This is a genomic window from Paenibacillus psychroresistens, from assembly GCF_009728935.1.
Taxonomy (GTDB): Bacteria; Bacillota; Bacilli; order Paenibacillales; family NBRC-103111; genus Paenibacillus_AC; species Paenibacillus_AC psychroresistens.
This window is the reverse complement of record NZ_CP034235.1, coordinates 5921114-5944340: the sequence shown is the minus strand read 5'-3', so window position 1 is coordinate 5944340 and position 23227 is coordinate 5921114. Positions and strand designations below refer to the sequence as shown.

20 protein-coding genes and 1 other annotated feature are annotated in these 23227 nt (G+C 41.9%); of the genes, 14 read left to right on the top strand and 6 right to left on the bottom strand.

Translation table 11 applies throughout. The features are described 5' to 3' along the window. Positions 1 to 195: 195 nt before the first annotated feature. The 5 genes from EHS13_RS27110 to EHS13_RS27090 are packed head-to-tail and all read left to right on the top strand — an operon-like array spanning position 196 to position 5619. Positions 196 to 1938 (top strand): ABC transporter ATP-binding protein, encoded by a 1743-nt coding sequence (locus tag EHS13_RS27110; protein WP_155703377.1) that lies wholly within the window; start codon positions 196 to 198, stop codon positions 1936 to 1938. Between the two features lie 14 nt (positions 1939 to 1952). After that, positions 1953 to 3743 (top strand): ABC transporter ATP-binding protein, encoded by a 1791-nt coding sequence (locus EHS13_RS27105; protein WP_155703376.1) that lies wholly within the window; start codon positions 1953 to 1955, stop codon positions 3741 to 3743. Next, positions 3740 to 4675 carry a TRM11 family SAM-dependent methyltransferase gene (locus tag EHS13_RS27100; protein ID WP_155703375.1) on the top strand — a complete coding sequence of 312 codons (936 nt, stop codon included), beginning with the start codon at positions 3740 to 3742 and terminating at the stop codon, positions 4673 to 4675. Before EHS13_RS27105 ends, EHS13_RS27100 begins: the two co-directional genes overlap by 4 nt. A gap of 15 nt (positions 4676 to 4690) precedes the next feature. Next, positions 4691 to 4960: a DUF1294 domain-containing protein gene (locus EHS13_RS27095; RefSeq protein WP_155703374.1), complete on the top strand. Its 270-nt coding sequence runs from the start codon at positions 4691 to 4693 to the stop codon at positions 4958 to 4960. 20 nt (positions 4961 to 4980) lie between these two features. Continuing rightward, on the top strand, positions 4981 to 5619 hold the full coding sequence (locus tag EHS13_RS27090) for a hypothetical protein (RefSeq protein ID WP_155703373.1): 639 nt from the start codon (positions 4981 to 4983) through the stop codon (positions 5617 to 5619). A gap of 23 nt (positions 5620 to 5642) precedes the next feature. Here the strand turns inward: EHS13_RS27090 and EHS13_RS27085 are convergent, their stop codons facing one another. Further along, positions 5643 to 6449 carry a helix-turn-helix domain-containing protein gene (locus EHS13_RS27085; RefSeq protein WP_155703372.1) on the bottom strand — a complete coding sequence of 269 codons (807 nt, stop codon included), beginning with the start codon at positions 6447 to 6449 and terminating at the stop codon, positions 5643 to 5645. A 213-nt stretch (positions 6450 to 6662) separates the two neighbouring features. On the opposite strand from EHS13_RS27085, the gene EHS13_RS27080 reads away from it, so the two are divergent. Further along, positions 6663 to 7472, top strand: a complete 810-nt coding sequence (locus EHS13_RS27080) for a phytanoyl-CoA dioxygenase family protein (RefSeq protein ID WP_155703371.1) — start codon at positions 6663 to 6665, stop codon at positions 7470 to 7472. A 93-nt stretch (positions 7473 to 7565) separates the two neighbouring features. Here the strand turns inward: EHS13_RS27080 and EHS13_RS27075 are convergent, their stop codons facing one another. Beyond that, positions 7566 to 9218, bottom strand: a complete 1653-nt coding sequence (locus EHS13_RS27075; RefSeq protein ID WP_155703370.1) for a beta-L-arabinofuranosidase domain-containing protein — start codon at positions 9216 to 9218, stop codon at positions 7566 to 7568. Between the two features lie 101 nt (positions 9219 to 9319). Next, positions 9320 to 9538 (top strand) — a binding site (T-box leader). 48 nt (positions 9539 to 9586) lie between these two features. Between EHS13_RS27075 and ilvA the strand changes: the two genes are divergently transcribed. Together ilvA and EHS13_RS27065 are read left to right on the top strand one after the other, a co-directional pair. Continuing rightward, the gene (ilvA, locus tag EHS13_RS27070) at positions 9587 to 10852 is read left to right on the top strand and encodes a threonine ammonia-lyase IlvA (RefSeq protein WP_155703369.1); all 1266 of its coding nucleotides are present in this window, start codon (positions 9587 to 9589) and stop codon (positions 10850 to 10852) included. 48 nt (positions 10853 to 10900) lie between these two features. Further along, positions 10901 to 13570 (top strand): alpha-mannosidase, encoded by a 2670-nt coding sequence (locus EHS13_RS27065; RefSeq protein WP_155703368.1) that lies wholly within the window; start codon positions 10901 to 10903, stop codon positions 13568 to 13570. Position 13571: 1 nt separating this feature from the next. Here the strand turns inward: EHS13_RS27065 and EHS13_RS27060 are convergent, their stop codons facing one another. Then, a complete protein-coding gene (locus EHS13_RS27060; RefSeq protein WP_155703367.1) occupies positions 13572 to 14309 on the bottom strand; it encodes a YqjF family protein in 738 nt (245 codons plus the stop codon). Positions 14310 to 14350: 41 nt separating this feature from the next. Here EHS13_RS27060 and EHS13_RS27055 point away from each other — a divergent pair, with 41 nt between their 5' ends. The 3 genes from EHS13_RS27055 (at position 14351) to EHS13_RS27045 (ending at position 16473) form a co-directional block, all read left to right on the top strand. Beyond that, positions 14351 to 14764, top strand: a complete 414-nt coding sequence (locus EHS13_RS27055) for a thiol-disulfide oxidoreductase DCC family protein (RefSeq protein WP_155703366.1) — start codon at positions 14351 to 14353, stop codon at positions 14762 to 14764. 98 nt (positions 14765 to 14862) lie between these two features. Next, positions 14863 to 15627, top strand: coding sequence for a phytanoyl-CoA dioxygenase family protein (locus tag EHS13_RS27050; protein ID WP_155703365.1), 765 nt, complete (start codon positions 14863 to 14865; stop codon positions 15625 to 15627). A 24-nt stretch (positions 15628 to 15651) separates the two neighbouring features. After that, positions 15652 to 16473, top strand: coding sequence for a helix-turn-helix transcriptional regulator (locus EHS13_RS27045; RefSeq protein WP_155703364.1), 822 nt, complete (start codon positions 15652 to 15654; stop codon positions 16471 to 16473). 6 nt (positions 16474 to 16479) lie between these two features. Here the strand turns inward: EHS13_RS27045 and EHS13_RS27040 are convergent, their stop codons facing one another. Further along, entirely contained in the window at positions 16480 to 17499 is a 1020-nt protein-coding gene (locus tag EHS13_RS27040) for a LacI family DNA-binding transcriptional regulator (protein WP_155703363.1), read from the bottom strand. Positions 17500 to 17625: 126 nt separating this feature from the next. Here EHS13_RS27040 and EHS13_RS27035 point away from each other — a divergent pair, with 126 nt between their 5' ends. Genes EHS13_RS27035 through EHS13_RS27025 form a run of 3 tightly spaced genes read left to right on the top strand, consistent with a single transcriptional unit; the run spans position 17626 to position 21637 of the window. Continuing rightward, on the top strand, positions 17626 to 19413 hold the full coding sequence (locus EHS13_RS27035) for an L-fucose isomerase (protein WP_155703362.1): 1788 nt from the start codon (positions 17626 to 17628) through the stop codon (positions 19411 to 19413). A 23-nt stretch (positions 19414 to 19436) separates the two neighbouring features. Next, positions 19437 to 20096 (top strand): class II aldolase/adducin family protein, encoded by a 660-nt coding sequence (locus EHS13_RS27030; protein ID WP_155703361.1) that lies wholly within the window; start codon positions 19437 to 19439, stop codon positions 20094 to 20096. A gap of 50 nt (positions 20097 to 20146) precedes the next feature. Then, complete coding sequence (locus tag EHS13_RS27025; protein ID WP_155703360.1) at positions 20147 to 21637, top strand: rhamnulokinase; 1491 nt, start codon at positions 20147 to 20149, stop codon at positions 21635 to 21637. Between the two features lie 70 nt (positions 21638 to 21707). On the opposite strand, the gene EHS13_RS27020 is transcribed toward EHS13_RS27025, so the two are convergent. Together EHS13_RS27020 and EHS13_RS27015 are read right to left on the bottom strand one after the other, a co-directional pair. After that, entirely contained in the window at positions 21708 to 22499 is a 792-nt protein-coding gene (locus EHS13_RS27020; protein WP_155703359.1) for an alpha/beta hydrolase, read from the bottom strand. Between the two features lie 58 nt (positions 22500 to 22557). After that, complete coding sequence (locus EHS13_RS27015; protein ID WP_155703358.1) at positions 22558 to 22974, bottom strand: hypothetical protein; 417 nt, start codon at positions 22972 to 22974, stop codon at positions 22558 to 22560. Positions 22975 to 23227: the final 253 nt, after the last annotated feature.

Below are 23227 nucleotides of genomic sequence, written 5' to 3'. Positions count from 1 at the left end.
GTAGAAAAATGTAAAATGATAGTTTAAGTATAGCAAAGTGCAGATGAAAGCGCATATTTTATGAATCAGTTGGTCAAATCTATGTTTATTTGCCCTTAGCTACTAAAGGGTACAGTCCCTTTTCTAAAAAAGAGTTTTTTTTTTGCCTTTAAAGAGTCTATAATGAAATGATCTTGTATGGAGAGTGGTGGGATTGTGTCTTTTGTAATACGCTTAAAATGGTTTTTTAAACTGCGCTGGAGCCAATATACATTAGCTATTGTTTTGATGGCGATGGTTAGCTTGCTTGCTACTATTCCACCTAAGATGATCGGAAATACGATCGATCACATTCGTTTACATGATTTAACTTCTGATAATCTTAAAAATACGGTACTGATTCTCATAGGGCTTGCTATTCTGCTATATGTGACTGCCTATGTTTGGATCACTACCTTGTTTGGAAATTCAGGACTGGTCGAGAAGCTGTTAAGAGGACGTCTATTAGCGCATTTAACTAAAATGACACCTGGCTTTTTCCAGCGAAACAGTACGGGACAATTAATGGCTCTTGCAACAAATGATGTCTTAGCCATTGGACAAACCGCGGGTTACGGAGTAATGACACTTGTTAATACTTTAGTAGGGGCATCGGTAGTTATTATTACGATGATCTCCTTGATAAGCTATAAGCTTATGCTTGCAGCTTTGATTCCAATGCCGTTTTTGGTTGTGGTCATTAATAAGCTAGGCCAAAAAGTACGAAACCGATTTATTGCGGCACAAGCTTCGTTTGGGGTTATGAACGACCATGCATTAGAGTCAATTTCAGGGATGCGTGTTATTCGTTCCTATGTGCAGGAAGAAAAGGATATTGCTGCTTTTGATAAAGTTACTGGGGATGTAATGGTTAAGAATCAACGTGTTTCAATTCTCAATGCTTTATTCCAGCCACTGATTTCTTTGATTGTCGGCATCAGCTTTTCAATTGGAATCGGATATGGCTCCTATTTGGTCTTTGATGAGCAGATTACTTTGGGCCAGCTGATTTCCTTTAATATTTATTTGGCTATGTTGATTTGGCCGATGATATCATTTGGAGAATTTATTAACGTTTTACAGCGGGGGAGTGCTTCGGCTGACCGCTTGGATCAAGCTTTCGCACATCAGCCAGATATTAAGGAAGCGGAGCACCCTATTGCTCTAGAAAAACCAACAAGTATCGAGATGAAGCAGCTTTCTTTCAGCTATCCGAATACAGTCCATCCAAGCTTGAATGAAGTATCCTTTCGGTTGGAGCAAGGGCAAACATTGGGTATTGTAGGTCGTACAGGCAGTGGAAAAAGCACATTGCTTAAGCAATTACTAAGACAATATCCGATCGAACAAGGGAGATTATTCATCTCTGATGTACCCGTGGAGCAAATTGCATTGGATCAAATGAAGCAATGGATTGCTTATGTGCCACAGGAGCATTTATTGTTATCGAAAACGATACGAGAGAATATTGCCTTAGGAAGACCCAAGGCTACAGCTGCCGAGATTGACAATGCCATTGAAATGGCATCATTCACTCAAGATATTGCGCAAATGGCACAAGGCTTGGATACAGTGATTGGTGAGAATGGTGTTATGTTATCGGGGGGACAGAAACAGCGTGTTGCTATTGCACGCGCCTTGCTTATTGATTCAGAGGTATTAATTCTAGATGATTCTTTATCTGCTGTTGACGCAAGGACAGAGAGCCGTATTCTCCATCACATACGCCAAACCCGCACTGGGAAAACTACATTAATCACGACACATCGTCTCTCAGCAGTCGGACATGCGAACTGGATTCTTGTACTGGATGATGGACGAATAGTGGAAGAAGGCACACATGAACAGCTGATGTTATTAGGCGGCTGGTATAAAGAACAATGGGAGCATCAGCAGCTCGAAGCAAGCTTACAGGAATAGGAGGTAGCCAACGAATGGAACCTAAGAGACCCGTCTTTAAACGTTTAGTGAATTATGCACTTGTTTATAAATTTAGAATTATTGGAGCTCTACTTGTTCTCTGCTGCGCTGTAGGCGCGGAGCTTGGCGGTCCGTTTATCGTCAAGACCATTATCGATAAGCATTTGACCGTACCGGATGATAATTTAACAGCTGTCTTTCAGCTAATTGGTTTATATATTGCTTTGTTGTTGATTGCGAGCGTATGCAACTTTGTGCAGTCTTACACCTTACAGGCTACGGCATTGCGGATTATTAAGAATATGCGGATGGATTTAATGAAGCATATTCAACGGGTGCCGTTGCGATATTTTGACAACACTCCAATTGGTCAAGTTGTATCGAGAATCGCCAATGATACCGAGGCAATTCGTGATCTGTTTATGAGCTTTATGGCAACATTTGTAGTTAGCGCTGTTCAATTGACAGGCATATATGTAGCCTTATTTATTCTGAATACAAAATTAGCACTTTATTGCTTATTGCTGCCGCCGTTGTTTGCCTTAATTATGAAAGTCCATCTTAAATATTCAAAAATCTTCATCACCATCATGCGTGCTAGACTAAGTGATATGAATGCGATGATCAGCGAAACGATCGCTGTTATGCCGATTCTACAGGCGTTTCGTCGTGAGAAGGTCCAGCTGGAAGAGTTTGAAGTGTTGAATGAAGATCGGTATGTCAATCAAGTTAAACAATTCCGCGTTTTCTCGCTCTCGTCACGTAATATTGTAGGCACTATTGGCAGCTTGGTCACGGCTTTGGTTATTTATTATTTTGGAAATCAATCCTTGAATACAGCCATTTCCTTTGGGGTATTTTATGCATTTATTGATTATTTAGGCCGGATATTCCAACCGATTATTGGTGTTTTTGATCAACTTACGAATGCACAACGTGCGATAGTTTCCGCAGAAAAGGTTTTCTTCATTCTCGATATAGAGGGTACAGAAATTTCTGGAGCTGATCATATCAATAGACCTGAGGGTTATGTGAAGTTCGATCAAGTTACCTTTGCTTACAAAGAAGGAGAAAACGTCCTGAAGAACATTTCATTCGAGGCTAAAAAAGGCGAAACCATCGCTTTAGTTGGCCATACGGGTTCTGGCAAGAGCTCAATAATGAATTTATTGCTTGGTTTTTATGAGCCGAGTGATGGTGTTGTTTCGATTGATGGTCGAGATATTACTTCTTTTTCTAAGCAAGCTTTACGCAAGCATATGGGAATTGTCTTGCAGGATCCGTTTTTATTTGCTGGTGATATTAAATTTAATGTTAGCCTCTATAATGAACAGATTGATCTAGAGCGTGTGAAAAGTGCGCTTAAAGAAGTTGGAGCAGATGGATTTGTTGAGCAATTGCCTAAAGGCTATGATGAGCCGGTTGTTGAACGGGGAAGTACGTTATCTGCTGGACAACGGCAGTTGATTTCTTTTGCCAGAGCGTTGGCTTTTGATCCGTCAATCCTTATCTTGGATGAAGCGACTGCCAGTATTGATAGCGAAACAGAGGGCTTGATTCAAAAAGCATTGAAGGTTGTTAGTGAAGGCAGAACGACCTTTATTATTGCCCATCGCTTATCGACGATTAGAGATGCCGATCAAATTCTCGTGCTTCACCGCGGAGAAATTGTTGAACGTGGGGACCACGATACGTTAATGGCTCTGCAAGGCAGATATTACAAGATGTATCAGCTGCAAAAAGGTGAAACAGCACCAGTGGCACAAGGAAATAGTGTAGCTCCTAATGTAGGAACGGTAGTATGAAGCTAGGATATGTGTACACCTATGCTTGCCACGAGGATGAAAAAGATTTATGTCAGCTTGAGCTGCGTGTAATATTTGGAATCGAACCTGCCAATGGGTATATTGAAAGCTCACTTTATATGGATCCAAGCCGAAGCCCGTTTATTAAACAACGGGTTTCGCTTTTATTTTCCGGTACAAGCTCGGCTGAGCTTGCGGAGCAGGTAACCGCTGTGGAATTAAATGAAGCGACCTTTAAAGTCGTTTATACGGAAGCTGAATGGGATGCTTCAGTGAAATTGGATTTTGAAGAGAAGCGTAGTGTTGAAAGAGAGATTGGCTGGCAGATTCAAGGTAAAGCAGATATGCGAACGCCAGAGCGGACTTTTGCGGTCATATGTCTGGATAATCGTTGGTTATTCGGTGAGTGTGTATCGAATAAAGCGATATGGCTAGCGCATAAGAATAAACCGCAAAACTACTCGACAGCCTTAAATACGCGCCTTGCCAGAGCAGTAGTGAATATTGCTATACCGCAAACAGAGGGCATTAAGGCAATCGATCCGTGCTGCGGTATTGGTACCGTATTAATAGAAGCACGGTCTATGGGGATTGATATGGTCGGATATGATCTCAACCCGCTTGCCGTAATTGGAGCGAGGGCTAACTTGGCGCATTTTGGATTAGAGAGCAATGTTACTATTGGAGATATGCGTTCTATTCAAGGAAGCTTCGATGCTGCAATTCTTGATCTGCCATATAACCTCTGCTCCGTTAGCTCACCCGAGGAGCAGCTGGAAATGCTGCAAAGTGCACGTGGCTTTGCTCGAAGAGTAGTTATTGTTACGATTGAAGCTATGGATGAATTAATAATAAATGCTGGTTTTATGATTCAAGATCGCTGTATAGTAAGTAAAGGAAGCTTTTTGCGCCAAGTAATTGTTTGTATCTAGAGGAGTGGGGAAAACGTGTCTATTTACTTAGTTTATTTTTTAATTGGAATCAATGTTTTGGCCTTCTATATTATGGGGTATGACAAATTAAAGGCGAAGCAAAAAAAGCGAAGAATACCTGAGCGACAATTATTCTGGTATGCAATCATTGGCGGCTCTATAGGCACGTTTGTCGCTATGAAGGTCTATCGGCATAAAACGCAGCACCCAAGCTTCCAATATGGGATCCCGGCTATAATTTTACTTCATATTGCAGCAGCTGTTTATTTTTTGTGGTTTTACTAAAATCATAGGAGGTTAAGTTAATGTTGATCTATAGAAGTATGTATCTTTCACAGATTAAGTCTCAATCTATAACGGACTTTAAAAAGCATCTTGCAGAAAATAGTGCTGAATTTCGAGGTTGGCTAGAGCAGCAAGGTATCGTTTCTTTTTCTTTATTTAACCAAGGAGCATTCTTGTTTATTTATCTGGAAGCCTCCAAAAAAGCATTTAGTTTTTCGTGGGAAACGCCTTACAGTGAACGGTTGGAGCAATGGCCAGGTCAAGCGGTGCTGCGCAACTCGATTCCCTTGCTTGATGTATTTCATGATGGAGTTCCGGAAGAACTCAATGAATGGCGCGGGGATCGTACGGTCGAGCAGCGCAGCGGATCTATGGTCTATCTTAAGCCAGAGCAATATTGCAGCTATGTGTTCTATCATTATCAATTACAAGAAGAAAACCCGGAAAGCTTTAATAAAACCTATACAATTGGCGCTTATGAGAATATGCTGTTTTCCTACTCTGAGCTGCCTGAATCCTTCAGCTTAAGTAAACCGGAAGGGAAGCTTAAAACAAATCATACTCCGGAAAATTGGCAAGAAGTTATGCTGCCCCATTTCCAGCTTGATCAGGATGAAGATGTGATTTGGAAGACTTTAGAGACTCTTTTCGTTTTGTAGCAGTGTGTCTGAATATTGCTGAATTAGGTATCCTGCGGTAGTTTTTTATAGAAACGAGGGCTTTTGCCGTATTGCTTACGGAACAGCTCGGCAAAATGATTATAGTTGTGGAAGCCGACATCTAGCGCTGCTTCCATTGCTGTACGATCTGTATGCTCCAGTAGTAAAGCAGCTTGCCGAAGTCTCATGCGATTCAAGGTTTCTAGAATGGATTCACCCGTTTCCGCCTTGAATAAATGAGATAAACGGGATGGCGAAAGACATATTGTTTTTGCCAAATCATCAATTCGGATCGAGTCTTTCATTTTCTGTGATAAGATGTGCAAGACCTGTTCAATACGCGGATCGATTTTTCGATTTAACCGTTCGGCCAAGAGCAGCAGAATTTCGCGAATCGAGTTTTCACATAACTCATGCCATAAGCCGGTTCGTTCTCTTGAATCACGTAAGACTCTTTTAAAAGCACGATAAATCCGTTTGCGAATATGCTCACTATTAATGCGTGTAATGAAAACTTCTTCATCCGGAAGAAAAGCAGTCTCCGAAAGATAGGGAAAGTGAGCCCAAACAAAGTGCCAGTTTTTCTTCGGACAAGTGCCATATTGATGGGGCACATCAGCTTTTAATAGCGTGATATCCCCGGCTTCACAAAACTTTTCACCACTAGGTGTTTGAAAATAGCCTTCGCCGTCCAAGGTGAATAGGATAAGCCAATCTTTCATACCTTCAGGTCTTCGGGTAATGTAATTATCTGTCTCAATAAAATGGCCTGCAATAATCCCGACAGGTTGCTGATAGTGGTTAATGGACTTTCCCTCAAAGGCTTTCATTGTTTCCCCCTTTTGAGCTGAACAGCAGGAATGAGTGTCTATATAAGTATAAAAGATTAGGTTCCTTTTGTCATATATCCTGTGAAATTTAGAAGGGTAGCAGAATACCAATACTTTTTGACAGAATGCATACTGTACCGACGGCTCGAAAAAAATTATGATAAATGTAGAAGAAAGCTCATTCTATTTATAATTGCAAAGGGGTTGCGTAGCATGGCAGTTACACTAAAATCACTAACGGATGAACAGAAACAACAATTTGCTGCAGATGGTTATATTATTATTAAAGGTCTTTTCTCTCCTCAGGATCTATCCACTATCGAAAAAACGTTTGAAGACATCAGTCACACAGTGGTACCTGGTTATTTTGATCCAGATTTGAATGGAGAAATTCTAGATCCGCTTAAACGTTTTCCACGTGTTATGCATCCACATCGTTTTAATGCTACAGCCAAAAAATATATGCTGCACCAGCCAGTTCTAGATGTACTAGCTGATTTGTATGGTGAAGAGGCTTTGGCAGCTCAGAGTATGTTTTATTACAAGCCTCCAGGCTCACGTGGTCAAGCGCTGCATCAGGATAATTTCTATCTCAAGGTGGAGCCTGGGAATTGTATCGCGGCATGGACTGCAGTAGATGCGGCAAATGAAGAAAATGGTGGACTTCTAGTCGTTCCCAAGACAAATGATTATGAAATTGTTTGTCCAGAAACAGCGGATGCTAACGAGTCGTTTACAAGCCACTTTGTTAAGCCTCCGGAAAATAAGAAAGCCGTTCCTGTTATCATGGACAAGGGGGATGTGCTTTTTTTCAATGGGAATATCATTCATGGCTCTTACCGCAACAAAACCAAGGATCAATTCCGCAGAGCGTTTATATGTCATTATGCTAATGAATCTGCTACCCATATCGGCGAGCATTACAATCCTTTGTATCGCGCAGATGGAAGCGAGCTTGAATTAGTAAATAATCCTGACGGCGGACCTTGTGGAATTCACTTTGATGCAGCTTACCCTCATTGATTAATATAATGATATAGACAAACAACCTCCAGATTAACAGGAAGGTTGTTTTTTTTACTGCTAATTTTATAAACCTCGAAAAAGACACATGGCTTATCTAAAAAGCACCTGCTTGCGATTGGCAACTGCAGCTTCAAACGGCTTATCGATCATGTCATTTATTGGAGTTAGTAAAATCTCGGATCCAGCTAATCGATAGATTCCGTTTCCAAGCGGCTCGATAGCTGGATTTTCTTCAAAAGAAACCACAGACTCAGGGCTATCAATACCAAGCAGTAACACGCCATGTCTATATGAATGAATCCCTTCCAGGGAATGATGGCCAATGGATTTTTCTCTCCGCAGCTGTATGTTAAAAGTTAGCTTGATAATGGAACCTTGTGCAAATGGACCCGTGATTGAAATAAATCCGTCTTCTAACTGCCCGTGTACGTTAATACCGTCTATTTGTAAGCTGACTGATGCTGGTTTGGTCCAGCTAGGAATATAAAGCCGAATGGTAATAGGTTGGGTAAGTGAACTCTCCACAACTTCTATTTGAACGACCCCTTCAATGGGATATGCTGTTGTCTGCTTAAGACTAATGGCTCCATGCTCTGATTGGAATTGTGCTAAGCTATCTTCATAGAACGGAATGGATATCTGATTGCCGGCTGCATGATAACTATATTCGAGGGCCTGCGAAAGTCCCTCTGCACCACGCATGGTACAGCACCAGAAAGCTTCGAATAATTCTTCGCTCTTGGGTGAAAGCATAAGATTGTGTGCACCTGCGCATACATCACAGCCGAAGCCGCCGTTAGGCCGTTGTCCATACCCAAGTCCATTGAATAGAATGTGATGAGCGATATCCAAATATGCAATTTTTGCTGTATGCTTCCATAACCCAACTGCAACCATATACGAATCCACAATTGCGCAAGGCTCAGTCCAATCCGGCCGGCCAAACCAATTGTAATTGGCATAGTTCTCGGTCATTCCGGCATTAGTGTAAATAAGAAAAGTAGCTTCGACTTTTGCAAGAAGGGCGGGATCTCCGGTTGTTTCGTAATGGCGCATAAGACCGCGTAGAGCCGAAAGTGTTGCGTGAGTTTGAAAAGAGAGCTGAAGAATATCAATCGTATTAAACTTCGCGATCATTTCAGCAATAACTGCGTTTAGCTCAGGACTAGGCGCAACTTGATAAGCGTGTGTAGCGCCATCAAGCATGATGAAAGCGCAGCCAATATCGCTGGATAAATACCAGTCTCCAACCTTTCCAAGCAATTCACCAACAGCTGCACCATCGAGAACGCGCTGCTCAGGAAAAACGGGATATTTGGTATAATAGCCTGCAGCTAGTAAAAGCAAATGCTGTATAATATCTTGAATGATTTTTAAGGATAATTCATCTTTTTGCCAGAGGTAATGCTCGACCATAGCTCGTAAAAGCCAGCTGTTGCCAGAAAGCTGCTGCTCATCAACGGTTCCTTGGGGATGAATAGGTCCATAATCCCCTTTCGCATTGAGATGCTCAGGCAGCTGACGCATGATTTCTTTAAGGTAAGTTGGTTCTTGCTTTGTTGATTGAGCGAGTAAAACCAAGCCAAGAATGGTTCTTCCTTCCCAATCACCAGGCCAGCTGTAAGATTCTTCGCGGAATATCTGAGGTGGCTGGTATTGTTCTGTTTCTAAGCGAGCAAAATTAGTTATAGCTCTTTTCTGTAAAGGACCGTTTGCCTTGAAATCCTGTAAAGAAATTGTCATCTGAATCAGCTCCAATCCTCTAGTAAATTCAATCCATTCTAGTATACTTTACTTTAGTTTAATGTACCATTGACAGGCATCGGAAAAGGAGTTAGACTAAGACAAATTCATTGAAGAGAAAGAGTAGGCTGTGTCCTTGTTCCGCAGAGAGTCGGTGATTGCTGAAAGCCGATGTTCAAGCCATTCCCGAAAATCATCTCTGAGAAGTAAAGCTGAAACAAGTAAGCTTTATCGGACATCCACCGTTACCCGGATCACGTATGTTTGTACGTTGTCAATGGCTAGTATGGGTGGTATCGCGAGTTCATCTCGTCCCTTCAGGGGCGGGATTTTTTTGTTTTTAATCAGATATGAAAGAAGGTAGAAGTATGAATACCCATGGATTTAGTCCTCAATTCCAACTAGCAGATTTTGAAGAAGCACAAGCGAGCTTACAAGGCGTGATTAATCGTACTCCGCTGCAAAAAGACATGATTCTGTCCGCCCAATTCCAGTGTAATGTGTTTCTGAAACGGGAGGATTTACAGGTTGTGCGTTCTTTCAAAATCAGAGGAGCCTACCATTTGATTCAGGGATTATCCGAATCAGAAAGACAGCAAGGCGTCGTTTGTGCAAGTGCTGGCAATCATGCGCAAGGTGTAGCTTTTGCTTGCAATGCTTTACAAATTCAAGGCAAAATTTATATGCCAACGACCACTCCTCGACAAAAAATAAGCCAAGTGAAAATGTTCGGCGGAACTTTTGTAGAGGTCATTTTGCAGGGGGATACGTTTGACGACGCTTATGCAGCTGCCATGCTGACTTGCGTGAGAGATGGCATGCAGTTTGTACATCCATTTGATGATCTCCGCATTATTGCTGGTAATGGTACAGTTGGCATGGAAATTATGGAGCAATTGGAAGCTGATCCTGACTTTATCTTTGCAACCATAGGTGGAGGTGGATTAATTGCGGGTGTAGGAGCCTATGCCAAAATTATTCATCCAGCTGTTAGAATGATTGGAGTTGAGCCGCTTGGGGCCGCATCGATGAAGGAGGCTTTTAGCCAACAGCAGGTAGTAACCTTGGATCAAATTGAAACCTTCGTTGATGGCGCAGCAGTGAAAAGAGTAGGCCAGTTAACTTATCAAATCTGTCGTGAAGTACTGGATGATATCCTGCTCGTTCCAGAAGGTAAGGCTTGCACGACAATCCTCGAATTGTATAACCGCAATGCGATTGTTGTTGAGCCAGCTGGGGCATTGGCAATTGCCGCATTAGATCAGTACAAGGAGCAAATTATCGGCAAAAATGTTGTTTGTATTATAAGCGGAGGCAATAATGATATCGATCGCATGCAAGAAATCAAGGAACGCTCATTGATTTACGAAGGCTTGAAGCATTATTTTACATTGAATTTCCCGCAACGGGCAGGAGCTTTAAGAGAGTTCCTCGATAATGTGTTAGGACCCAATGATGATATAACTCGATTTGAGTATACGAAAAAGCATAATAAGGATAATGGACCTGCACTTGTTGGAATTGAGTTGAAGTTTAAAGAAGATTATGAGCCATTAATTGCACGGATGATTGCCAATGGAATCAACTATATGGAGCTGAATAAAGATCCATTTCTATTTAATTTGTTGATCTGATAAGATGAGAATATAACGGTAGAATTTGAGGCTGGAAGGGTGCATACCATGAGTAAAACGAAGGTATTTATTACGCCAACAACACACTGGGATCGCGAATGGGTGATGACTTTTGGCCAATTTCAGGTCCGTTTGGTGCATTTAATCGATAATCTATTGACTATTATGGACAATAACCCAGATTATCGTTTCTTGCTTGATGGACAGGCAATTGCGTTAGAGGATTACTTAGAAATAAGGCCAGAGAAACTTGAAAAAATATCGGCTTTACTGCAAGAAAATAGGCTGGTTGCCGGTCCGTGGTATGTACTAGCCGATCAATTTCTCGAAAATGGAGAATCGACGATTCGCAATTTACTTCTTGGTATGCGCACAATTAGGGAATTGGGTGGCAGCCCGATGATGCTGGGGTATATCCCCGATTCCTTTGGCAGTATTGGATCTATGCCGATGATTCTTAATGGCTTCCATATCAAATACACATCATTTGGTCGGGGGAGACCTGATTGGAACAGTCGGCTGCCTCATTATGAATTTTGTTGGGAGTCACCTGACGGTTCCAAGGTTTTGGCAGCAAGCCACGGTTATGGAAATGGGATTTTCTTAAGTTATTTGGATATTTGGACCGATATTCTGCAAGCATCTTCCTTGAATTCAGATCCAGACGAGGTATTAGCGCGTTTTATGAAAGAGGCAGAGAAGCAACAGAAATTAGCTGCAACCCCAAACCTTTATTTTTCAGTCGGCGTAGATCATATGGAAGCAAGAAAATCGTTACCAGAACTAATAAACTATATAAATAGGCATCAAAACGAGTATGAGCTAGTATATGGCACACCAGAGGATTATTTAAAAGCCGTTGAGCTAGTGGCAAAAGATTTGGCCAATTACAGTGGCGAGATGCGCGGAACCGAGCTAAATCCAATGGATTTGGTCGGAACCTTGTCGTCTTATATGCCATTAAAGCAGCAAAATGATTATTCAGAAATTCTGCTGCAGCGTAATTTAGAACCTCTCTGGGTTATGGTCGCAGGATTAACTGGCAGCGAATACCCTAAAGGCCATCTAATAAAACTTTGGAGGCTATTATTGGCTAATCATCCGCATGATTCCATCTGTGGCTGCAGTATAGACCAAGTACATAAAGATATGCAGAACAGATACGAGCAGATTCATCATACAGGTACTTATTTAATTAAAGAAGGACTTCATCATTTATTAGCAAAAATCAACACAATTTATCCAGATAAAGATGCCATTGCAGTAACGGTGGTAAATCCTTTGGGAAGATCACATTCTGGGCCAGTAAGAGGATTAATTCGGGTTCCAAAAAGATTTAAACATGCGGAATATAGTCTTGTAGATTCTGACGGAAAAACAATTCCTGCAAAGATTACACATCTGAAGAATAAGAATAAGGATTTAGAAAGCGTCTACATGACGAATGAACAGCTAGCAGCTGTGCTATCTAAGGATGCTAATGAAGAGCGGTCGGACGACCAAGTATTCACTATGCTTGATGTGGATTTTATAGCATCGGATGTGCCTGGGGTAGGCTATAAAACCTTTTGGATCAAGTCAGGTGTTGCTGAAATGGCAGGACTAGCTGGCGTAAAGCTCTCTGAAAATGGCATGGAGAATCAATATATCAAAATTAGACTCAACGATAACGGAACCTTCGATTTATTTAATAAAAGCTCAAAACACATGTACCGTAGCCTTAATTACTTTGTTGATCGTGAAGATACAGGTGATTTATATGACCATCATGAATTTACTAATCCTGAAGAATTTGATTCAAGGGATTGTACAGTTAAATGGCAAGTACACGAGCAAGAGACATTTAAGATTACATTCAAGGCACGAATTGAATGGGAGCTGCCACAAAGAATTGAGCTTGGTAAGCGTTCTACAGTATTAAAAACAACTCCTATCACTATCTATGTGACCTTGTTATCTGATATGGATCATCTTGAAGTTGCAATAGAGCTGGACAATCAAGCTAAAGATCATTGTTTGCGGGTCGCGTTTGATACAGGTTTACAATCAGAGACCGTTTCAGCTTACGATCACTTTAACGTTGTAGAGCGGAAGCTTAGCAGCAAGGATGGCGAATGGAGAGATGAGCCCTTTCAGGAATTCATTGATGCTTCTAATGGCATAAATGGATTGTGTATTTCTACACGAGGGCTTCCTGCTTATGAAGCAGTTCAAGGCGATGCTGGAACGCAGCTGCTAGTGACTTTAGTTAGATCAGTTGGAAGCGTGGGCAGTGCAGCGGGTGCTAATCACCCTAATCCAGACGGACAGTGTCAGGGAGCATTACGCTTTGAATACGCGATTATTCCCCATGAAGGCAATTGGCGGGCAGGGGATTGTTTGCAAAATGCAGCTGATTACAGAACTCGTTTCTTGGTAGAGGGTGATTTGCAGCATGAAGGGATTCTGCCAGCAACGGGTTCATTACTAACTGTAAGCTCACCACCTGATAGTAAACCGTTAATTAGCTGTCTTAAACAGGCTGAAGATGGTGATGGCTGGATCATTAGGGCGTGGAATTCGACGGATCAGGATCAATTCAAATTAAAGAGCGATTTTAAGATAGATCATTTTACTTTAACAAGGTTGGATGAAAGCTCGAAACACACTACTAAGCATTTAGAAGAAGATATTCATATGCCTGTTAATGGACTAACGACACTTCGGTTCAAGCTTTAAATCATATTTTCTCTAATAGCCAGAACAAAGCTGTAATCTGCTCGACATAATGGAGAATCGGTTGGGTCTGTAGTATGCTAGGAGAAAGTACGGGATGCATCACATTATTATGAATCTCAGCCTCTGCTTGCTGTAATGGCCAAGGTGCATGATGGATTTCACCGCGGTACAGCTGATTTTTATAGGATGTATATAGACAGTATCTAGCTGTTAACCAATCATCTAAGGAGCCTTTGACTGCGTGGAATACCGCAGAAGTGGGGGAATATTGAGCAGAAAAACTAGCAGAAGGCGCGTTCTTATGGATGCGTTGATTGGAATAGTGAATCGTGTTTTGCTTCGTATTTACTTGAATATCTGCCTTATAATAAGGGAGATGGAAAAAAGTGCGAGCAGCAGCTACAGCTAGAGGATTCGTTGCATCCAGACTGAAGAAAAACACACCAGGCTTATTGTCTTTAATCACATAGGTTCTGACATTAATTTCGGGAAAATAGCTTGTATAAGGAATAGGTGGAAGTCCACGAGCTCGTAGGTGGCTAATTTCAAACGGAATAACGCCAATCCAAGCGGTACCCTCAAAGGTATCGATGTCGATAGATGCTGGAATATAGGGCAGCAGCAATGAAATAGGCACTGGCCAGTGAGCAAAAAGCAGGCGGTTCCAAGTTTGAGCCATGATCCATGGTCTTGAAGGTATAGGGTAGGGGCGATGCTCGGTTTGCTCTATTAAACGCATCTTTGATCACTCCGAACTATAATTTTGAAGGAGGAACGGTTATGGAAAAAGATTTAACTGCGCATGGGGTTATCTTATTCGACGGAGTTTGTAATCTTTGCAATGGTGTAGTTCAATTTATTATTCCGCGCGATCCAAACCGATATTTCTATTATGCAGCTTTACAATCTGACGCAGGATATCAATTACTGAAACAGTACCATCTTTCTACAACGGAAATCAATACCTTTATCTTGGTTCGGAATGGCAAAATATATACCAAATCAACCGCTGCCTTATTAGTAGCACGCAAGCTGCCAGGCTTATGGTCCTTGCTGGCTGCCTTTATTGTTGTCCCGAGGTTTTTAAGAGATCCCATCTATGATTGGGTAGCAAGAAATCGTTATAAATGGTTTGGACAAAAAACGGAATGTATGATGCCTACAGCGGAGACCAAGATGCGCTTCTTGGATTAACATATCAATTTTAGATACAAATTCATTAGTTTGATGCATTTCCATTTAGAAGGTCAACCTGTAGAATTTAGTTATGAATCTTACAAGGAGGCAATTAAATGAGCATTCAAACTCAAGCTACAAGATCAACTCCACTGACAGAGGAACAATTACAGTCCTATGAGAAAAATGGGTATATCGTCATTCCTCAAGGCTGCAGTAACGATCTTATTGATGCTTTTAATTCACATATTCACACTATTCGCTCCAATGACCCGATTCCGCAATGGGCAGCACCGCATGCTGGGGCGGAGAGTAAAGAAATTACGGAAAAACAGCGGTTTTCGTTACGTTTATTCAATCCCCACCTACATGATGGTTTTTCATTGCAAGTACTAAAGCTGCCGATTGTTCGTGGTGCGCTTGCGCAAATTTTGGGTGATGAGGCAGTTGGTGTGCAAAGCATGTATTTTTACAAAGATCCCGGTACACCAGGTCAGGCAGCACATCAGGATTACCATTATATCCGTAATAACCCGAATACACTTACTGCTGCTTGGGTTGCCATGGAGTACACCAATGAAGAGAATGGCTGCCTTTATGTTATTCCAGGCACACATAAATTAGGACTGCTCCCCCATGGTAAAGTGAAGAATTTAGCAGAACATGAAGCTTGGACAGAGGAAACAGAAAATATTGATTTGAGTCAAGAAATTGCGGTTATTCTTAATAAAGGCGACATTCTGATTTTTGATAGCTTGCTAATTCACTCCTCGACTCGTAATCGTTCGGAACGCTGGAGAAGATCTTATGTTTGCCATTATATTCGTCATGATTCTACGATTGACCGTGAGGATTTGAAGAAGAAAATCTCGTTACACTAAAAATTAAACAAGAGGAGCCGACATATGGTGCTCTCATCCAAAGACGGAGCGGAAGCAATTCCGCTTTTGTCTGTTAAATCAGCAAAAGCAGGTACGGTTGTTTATGCTCCAGGAGGCAAGCTAGGTCCAAGAATTCAACAGGATTTACAGCTAGTGCTTCTGCATACAGGCAGCATGAGCGTGGATATTGACGGGGTTACTCTGAAGGTACCTCCAGGTCATATCACGCTGTTAAAGCCTGGACATGAAGAGGATTTTATTTTTGGGAAAACACAGGATACCTGGCATCGTTGGATTGGTATTTCTGTTAATTCTGTTCCTGAATCTATGCTGAAGATATTGGTGAAGCTCCCGGCATACATTCCGATATCAGATCGAATGAATCGAATTGTGGAATTAATGCTTTTGCTGGATAGCTCAGCTATTAGCTGCGTGGAAGCATTAAATGATCTAGGACGGGCAGCACTCATGCTGTATATAAGTGAGGCTAAACACCACAATACACTTGAGATTATGCATCCAGCTGTTCTAGCGGTTAAAGAATATATCCAGCACAATTATGCCTCCGAACTCAACTTAACGCTGTTATCACGAATTGGTAACATTACCCCAGAGCATTTAATTCGGATCTTCCAAAGAGATGAAGGTCTGACGCCTATTAAATATATGTGGAATTATCGCTTGAATCAAGGTGTAGAATTGTTAAGGAGCACAGGATTATCGATCGGTGAAATTGCAGATAGAATAGGCTTCAAAACATCCTATCATTTTGCGCGGATGATCAAACAGTTAACAGGCCAAACAGCAAGCGAAGTCCGTAAAGCCAGCTGGCAAGGCAATAAGTAAGGTGCGTTACTCAACCATAACCTGCTTAACTGATTTGCGTACTTTTAGTTCAACGGGTAAAATAATCTTCTTCCATGGCTTCACATTTTCCCGTTCTTGAATGCGTTCAATCAGCAGCTGGACTCCCATGTAGCCAAATTGATAGGCTTGCTGGGCAACTACTGTCAGGAAAGGTGTAATCTCCGATATGGCTCCCAAATCATCGAAGCAGGCTACGGATATATCCTCTGGAACACGCAAACCACAGTTAAGTATGGCACGAATAGCTTCGACTGCAAGTACGTTATTCCCGGCAACAATAGCTGTCGGCTGTGGGGATAAGGCCTTGAGCCAGTTCTCAATCGTTGTCAGATCACTATGTGCTTCATAGCTTAATTCGAGCATATAATCCTCTCTAACGAGCAAGTCATTGAGCTTATGCGCATCGAGATATCCCTGTTGACGTAAACGTGCGCTGGAAACCTCCAAAGAACCATTAATTAAAGCAATTAAATTATGCTGGTATGCAATCATATGCTCAACCAGCTGGCGAGCTCCTTCTTTACTATCCCCTAACACTACATCACATTCGATGCCTGGAACTTCGCGGTCAAGCAGCACGAACGGAACCTTATGCATACGCAAATTTTCTAAATTTGGCAGTGAACGATCCCCAGCAGGCGAAAATAGTACACCGTCTACTCGAGTACCAAGAATAGTATCGACGTATTCACTTTCTTTAATAAGATTTTCATCACTATTCCCAAAAAGGAGGCGATAGCCATGTTTCTTAGCCGCATCCTCGGCACCTCTAGCCAAAGTGGTATAAAACGAATTCGTAATATCAGTAATTAACAAAAACAAAATATTCGTTTGCTGCAAAACGAGTCCGCGAGCCATTTGATTAGGTACGTAGTTTAATTCTTCCATCACAAGCCTGACTTTAGTCCGTGTTTTCTCACTTATCCGACCTGTGTTATTAATTACTTTCGAGACTGTCATTGCGGATACATTCGCTTTTTTGGCGATGTCATAGATTGTTACCATTCCGCTAGCCCCATTTCTGTTTGTTTTGTTTCATCTTACATAACTTAAGGATTGACAGCAAGCATTAATCTTGCTAAATTAGGGTTATCGGTAACCCATTATATATTTTGAGAGGATTGGTTGGTAATGACAGTTGATTTTAGATGGAAAGATGGCTTTCCCAAGATCGGGATTCGCCCAACAATTGATGGCAGAAGAAATGGTGTTCGTGAGTCGCTTGAAGATATTACAATGAATTTAGCAAAGTCTGTAGCTAAGTTTCTTTCCGATAATTTACGTTACCCGAATGGTGAACCAGTTGAATGTGTAATCGCCGATACTTGTATTGGTGGTGTTGCTGAAGCAGCAGCGGCTGCGACTAAATTCAGGGCTTCCAATGTAGGCGTTTCCATTACGGTAACTTCATGTTGGTGTTATGGGACAGAAACCATGGATATGGATCCAGCTATACCTAAAGCCGTTTGGGGCTTTAACGGAACAGGGCGTCCTGGCGCTGTATACTTGGCTGCTGTATTATCCGGACATGCGCAAAAAGGCTTGCCTGCTTTTGGGATTTACGGTAAGGATGTTAAGGATGCAGGGGATGATTCAATCCCAGAGGATGTTCAAGAAAAGCTACTCCGCTTTACCAAAGCTGCTTTGGCTGCTGCTAATCTTCGCGGTAAATCTTACTTAGCAATGGGTTCAGTATCCATGGGTATCGCAGGCTCAAGTATTAACGAAGCATTCTTCCAAGAATATCTTGGCATGCGCAATGAATATATTGATATGACTGAATTTACACGCCGAATTGAAGAAGGTATTTATGATCATGTTGAATTCGACAAAGCGCTTGCATGGGTAAAAGAGAACTGTAAAGAAGGCGTCGACAACAATTCAGTACAAACTCAAACCTCACGTGAACAAAAAGATAAAGATTGGGAAACGGTTGTCAAAATGACGATCATCGCTAGAGATTTGATGATTGGCAACCCGCGTCTGGCTGAGCTAGGCTTTGGCGAAGAGGCACTTGGTCATAACGCGATTACTTCCGGTTTCCAAGGTCAACGTCAGTGGACCGATCATTTCCCTAATGGAGATTTCATGGAATCCATTCTGAATTCATCCTTTGACTGGAATGGGATTCGTTCTCCCTTCATGGTTGCTACGGAAAATGACAGCTTGAACGGGATAAGCATGTTGTTTGGTTACTTGTTGACTAATACTGCACAAATCTTTGCCGATGTTCGTACTTATTGGAGTCCGGATTCTGTAAAACGTGTAACGGATTATGAGCTTGAAGGAGTAGCAGCTAATGGCCTGCTGCATCTTATCAATTCAGGATCAGCTACACTTGATGGAACCGGTGAACAACAGCAAGATGGCAAGCCAGTTATGAAGCCTTATTGGGAAATTTCTGAAGCTGAAGCTCAAAGCTGTTTAGATGCTACTTCATGGAGACCTGCTTCGCTTGAATACTTCCGTGGAGGCGGCTATTCTTCAGACTTCCTAACTCGCGGCGGTATGCCAATGACCATGTCCCGAATTAACTTGGTTAAGGGGATTGGACCTGTTCTGCAAATTGCTGAAGGTTACTCCGTTGATCTTCCAGATCAAGTTCATGAGACCTTGGATCAGCGTACAGATCCAACCTGGCCGACAACTTGGTTTGCACCAACGATTACGGGAAAAGGCGCATTCAAAAGCGTTTATGATGTAATGGACAATTGGGGAGCGAATCATGGTGCTATCAGCTACGGACATATTGGATCCGACCTTATTACATTAGCTTCTATCCTGCGTATTCCAGTTAATATGCACAATGTACCTGATGAACAAATTTTCCGTCCGCGTGCTTGGGGACTTTTCGGTACAGAAAGCTTGGAGTCAGGCGACTATCGTGCTTGCGCAACTTTCGGACCGCTTTATAAATAAACAAAGAAAAGGAGGGGCTAGGCATGGAAAGTTTAGAAATTCGCAATGAGCTTTGTAAATATGCGCTTAAAACTGTTCGAGATGGACTTGTAGTTGGACCTGGTGGAAACATCAGTGCACGTTTCGGCGATAAAATGTATCTCTCACCAAGCGGCTTTGCCATTGAAGAAATTGCTCCAGAGCAATGGGTAGAAGTTGATATCCCAACTGGAGAAATTACCGATATTGGTTTGCGTCCATCATCTGAGGTGTTAATGCATCTTTTCTGCTATCGGAAGAACCCGAATATAGGTGCGATTGTGCACACGCATCCTTCTAACTGTATTGCCTTTACATTAGTGGCTACAGAGCTTCCTGTCATGTTCCCCGATCAGGCGGCACTTGTAGGAAAAACACTTTATATTCCTTATGTTTTGCCTACAACGGATTTGTTGGCTATTGCAGTTGCAGATAAGGTGAATGAGGCGAGCTCGCTTTTGTTAGGGAATCATGGGTTGGTAACTACTGGCCGCAATTTGCGTGAAGCTTATTACCGTACTCAGGTTGTTGAAGAAAGTGCGAAGGTTTATATGATCGCTAGCGCTGTCGGCAAGCTTAAGGTTCTAACCGATGAAGAGTATGCAGAGATCGCTTCGTTGGAAAGCGAAGATTATCGGATTAAGCTTCTACAGCAGATGAAATAAATTATATTAGCATAATGAAATTATTATAAAGATAAAGGCGGTAGGCTTGAGTGAATAAAACCGCGAGTGTTTTGGCGTTTGACTTAGGTGCTAGCAGTGGTAGAGCATTAATTGGCGAGTTGACTCCCGCCCAGGGCGGAAATCCAGAGCTGAAAATCACAGAAATCCATCGTTTTTCGAATGGACCTGTACACATCGGAAACCATCTGCATTGGGACATTTTGCTGCTTTTGCAAGAGGTGAAAGCGGGTATTCGAAAAGCTTTTCAAGCCGGGTTTCAACCGGAAAGCTTCAGTATTGATACTTGGGGAGTGGATTTTGGCTTGTTGGATCGCAATGGAGAATTAATGGGCAATCCCTACCATTACCGCGATTCACAAACAGAAGGTTTAATTGAAGAAGTGAACGATTTAATTGGAAAAGAAAAGCTCTTCCTGCAAAGTGGACTGCAATTTATGCCATTTAATACGCTTTATCAGCTTTATGCAATGGTAAAGGCTAAATCACCTAAGCTAGAACAAGCAGAAACATTGCTTTTGACACCTGATTTATTGATGTATTTTCTCACAGGTGAGAAGGTTTGCGAGTTCACGATGGCAACTACCACACAGCTGTTTGACCCTACAACTAGAAGCTGGAATACGGGACTAATGGATCAATTGGGAATTCCATCATCTATGTTACTGAAACCAATATTACCAGGAACACAATTTGGCCAATTGACGGATGCAGTATGTGAAGAGCTGGATGTACCTGCGATTAAAGCAGTTGCTGTAGGCTCACATGATACAGCATCTGCCATAGCAGCTGTGCCGACACGTTCTGCGACCTTTGTTTATTTAGCTTGTGGAACATGGTCATTACTAGGCACTGAACAACAGCAAGCTTCGTTAACGCTGGAAACCTTGGAGAATAACTACTCTAATGAGGGTGGCGTTGGCGATACTTATCAGATGCTTAAAAACATCATGGGACTATGGCTGTTGCAGGAGTGTAAACGGGAATGGGAAGCGAAGGGGAATAACAAATCATTCACTGAATTAGTTGAGCTTGCAAAGGGAGCAATAGCTTTCCGCAGCTTGATTGATCCAGATGATTTGCGGTTCATGAGTCCTAAAGATATGCCAGAAGAAATACGAGCTTACTGCAGAGAAACAAAGCAATTGATTCCGCAATCTGAAGGTGAAGTTGTAAGATGCATTCTTGAAAGCTTAGCTTTACGCTATCGGGCATCGGTTGAACAAGCTGAGAAAATAACGGAATCTGTTTATGAGGGGCTGCATATGGTAGGCGGCGGAATACAGAATGAGCTGCTCTGCCAATTCACCGCGAATGCAATTGGTCGTCCTGTTTGGGCAGGTCCTATTGAAGCTAGTGCAATTGGCAATATGCTGGTGCAATTCACAGCAATTGATCGTTTGGCTGACATGGGGGAAGCAAGGGAGTTAGTAAGGCGTTCATTCCCAGTATTGACTTACGAGCCAAAGGAATTGGCTGTTTGGGAAGAGGCTTATAACCGTTTTACGGCTTTAGCTAAGTAATACAATATAAAAACACGCAGTCGTTTTTCATAACCGGCTGCGTGTTTTTATGTTGTGATTTTGATAAATATTATCTAAATTCGTTCCGTTTTAACCAAATGGAGCAAAGATTAGTCCAAGTGCCGACGTGTTCATCATTCTCAGCCATGCCGAGACCATGACTACCTTTCTCATAAACATGCAAATCAAACGGGACTTTATGGCGACTAAGCGCAGCAGCGTAAAGCAGGCTATTCTCAACAAAGACAGGATCATCGGAAGTATGCCAAAGAAAAGTTGGTGGACTATCGGCAGTGACCTGCAGTTCATTGCTCATTAAGTTAATCAGCTCAGGCGTAGGTTTAGGTCCTAACAAATTTAAACGAGAACCCTCATGTGTGTAAGGGGAATTCATCGTAATCACAGGATAACAAAGGATAAGCAAGTCAGGACGGCTGGATTCCTGCTCAATTATATCAATTGCGTTCGGGTTACCTTGATCATAATGAGTGCTTGCGCTTGCAGCGAGATGACCACCAGCTGAGAACCCAAGAATCCCAATTTTCTCTGCGTTGATTCCAAAGGATGCAGCATTGGAGCGTACATATCGAATAGCTCTCTGTGCATCAAGCGAGGCGCATGGATAAGAATAAGGAGCAACACGATAGCGCAAGACAAATGCATTAATACCTAATGTATTCAACCATAGGGCAACATCGTCACCTTCATAACCACTTGCACGCATTCCATAACCCCCGCCAGGACAAACAATGACAGCAGCCTTATTATTTCCCTCGATTAAGAAGGGGGTTAAAGCTGGACAATCCTCATCACTAATTCCTTTTGCATATGGTGCACCATCGGGCCATAACAGATGTATCATTTCTCTAAATCCTCCTATAAAAAATAATAGCCCTGATTTCGCAGGGCTCATAAATCAACTATTCATAAGCATTTCTTTTTAGGCGGTCTAGTTCTAATTTGAATAAGGAGTTTTCTTTAACAGTGAATTCGATATCTTGACGAAGGCTGTCTATATCGGATTTCTTGGCGGTGTCTTCAAGCTTTTGGTCCATTAATCGTATTACCGAAACTATGTTTTCTTGTTGTGAAACTTCAATGCGATCAACCGATTCCTGGAGAGTTACGAGAGTAGCATCGACTTTCTCGAACCGTTCATTCATATCACTCCGAAGCAAGCCCACTTCACTCTGAAGTGACCCAACCTCACCCCGAAGTGACCCAACCTCACCCCGAAGTGACCCCACCTCACCGCCAAGCGAATTCAAACCGTGATCCACCTTCTGTTCCAATTGCTCAAGCTTGTCTAGAATTTTGTTTAAAATTTCATTTTCCATACTTCACCATCCTTAATATGTAATGTTCTAATCATACCAAACATACGTTCTAAAATACAGGTAAAATATTACAAATAATAATATATTTTGAGTTATCCCGCTTTAAAGTTGTCTGTTAATTATACATAAATTTAAGCTGAATAACCATTGAAATTTATGCTCTAATACAAGGCAGCAGCGCTTTAAACAAATTTACTCAAAAGTTATATTCAAAGAAAAACAAATGTGATATACTAAAATTCAAATAAAAACA

Bases quoted from the DNA above. Each gene is read 5' to 3' on its own strand.
- EHS13_RS27020 (WP_155703359.1), bottom strand. From the start codon at position 22,499: ATGATACATCTGTTATGGCCCGATGGTGCACCATATGCAAAAGGAATT.
- EHS13_RS27050 (WP_155703365.1), top strand. From the start codon at position 14,863: ATGAGCATTCAAACTCAAGCTACAAGATCAACTCCACTGACAGAGGAA.
- EHS13_RS27085 (WP_155703372.1), bottom strand. From the start codon at position 6,449: ATGAAAGCCTTTGAGGGAAAGTCCATTAACCACTATCAGCAACCTGTC.
- EHS13_RS27090 (WP_155703373.1), top strand. From the start codon at position 4,981: ATGTTGATCTATAGAAGTATGTATCTTTCACAGATTAAGTCTCAATCT.
- EHS13_RS27015 (WP_155703358.1), bottom strand. From the start codon at position 22,974: ATGGAAAATGAAATTTTAAACAAAATTCTAGACAAGCTTGAGCAATTG.
- EHS13_RS27035 (WP_155703362.1), top strand. From the start codon at position 17,626: ATGACAGTTGATTTTAGATGGAAAGATGGCTTTCCCAAGATCGGGATT.
- EHS13_RS27040 (WP_155703363.1), bottom strand. From the start codon at position 17,499: ATGGTAACAATCTATGACATCGCCAAAAAAGCGAATGTATCCGCAATG.
- EHS13_RS27105 (WP_155703376.1), top strand. From the start codon at position 1,953: ATGGAACCTAAGAGACCCGTCTTTAAACGTTTAGTGAATTATGCACTT.
- EHS13_RS27055 (WP_155703366.1), top strand. From the start codon at position 14,351: ATGGAAAAAGATTTAACTGCGCATGGGGTTATCTTATTCGACGGAGTT.
- EHS13_RS27100 (WP_155703375.1), top strand. From the start codon at position 3,740: ATGAAGCTAGGATATGTGTACACCTATGCTTGCCACGAGGATGAAAAA.
- EHS13_RS27080 (WP_155703371.1), top strand. From the start codon at position 6,663: ATGGCAGTTACACTAAAATCACTAACGGATGAACAGAAACAACAATTT.
- EHS13_RS27045 (WP_155703364.1), top strand. From the start codon at position 15,652: ATGGTGCTCTCATCCAAAGACGGAGCGGAAGCAATTCCGCTTTTGTCT.
- EHS13_RS27075 (WP_155703370.1), bottom strand. From the start codon at position 9,218: ATGACAATTTCTTTACAGGATTTCAAGGCAAACGGTCCTTTACAGAAA.
- EHS13_RS27030 (WP_155703361.1), top strand. From the start codon at position 19,437: ATGGAAAGTTTAGAAATTCGCAATGAGCTTTGTAAATATGCGCTTAAA.
- ilvA (WP_155703369.1), top strand. From the start codon at position 9,587: ATGAATACCCATGGATTTAGTCCTCAATTCCAACTAGCAGATTTTGAA.
- EHS13_RS27060 (WP_155703367.1), bottom strand. From the start codon at position 14,309: ATGCGTTTAATAGAGCAAACCGAGCATCGCCCCTACCCTATACCTTCA.
- EHS13_RS27065 (WP_155703368.1), top strand. From the start codon at position 10,901: ATGAGTAAAACGAAGGTATTTATTACGCCAACAACACACTGGGATCGC.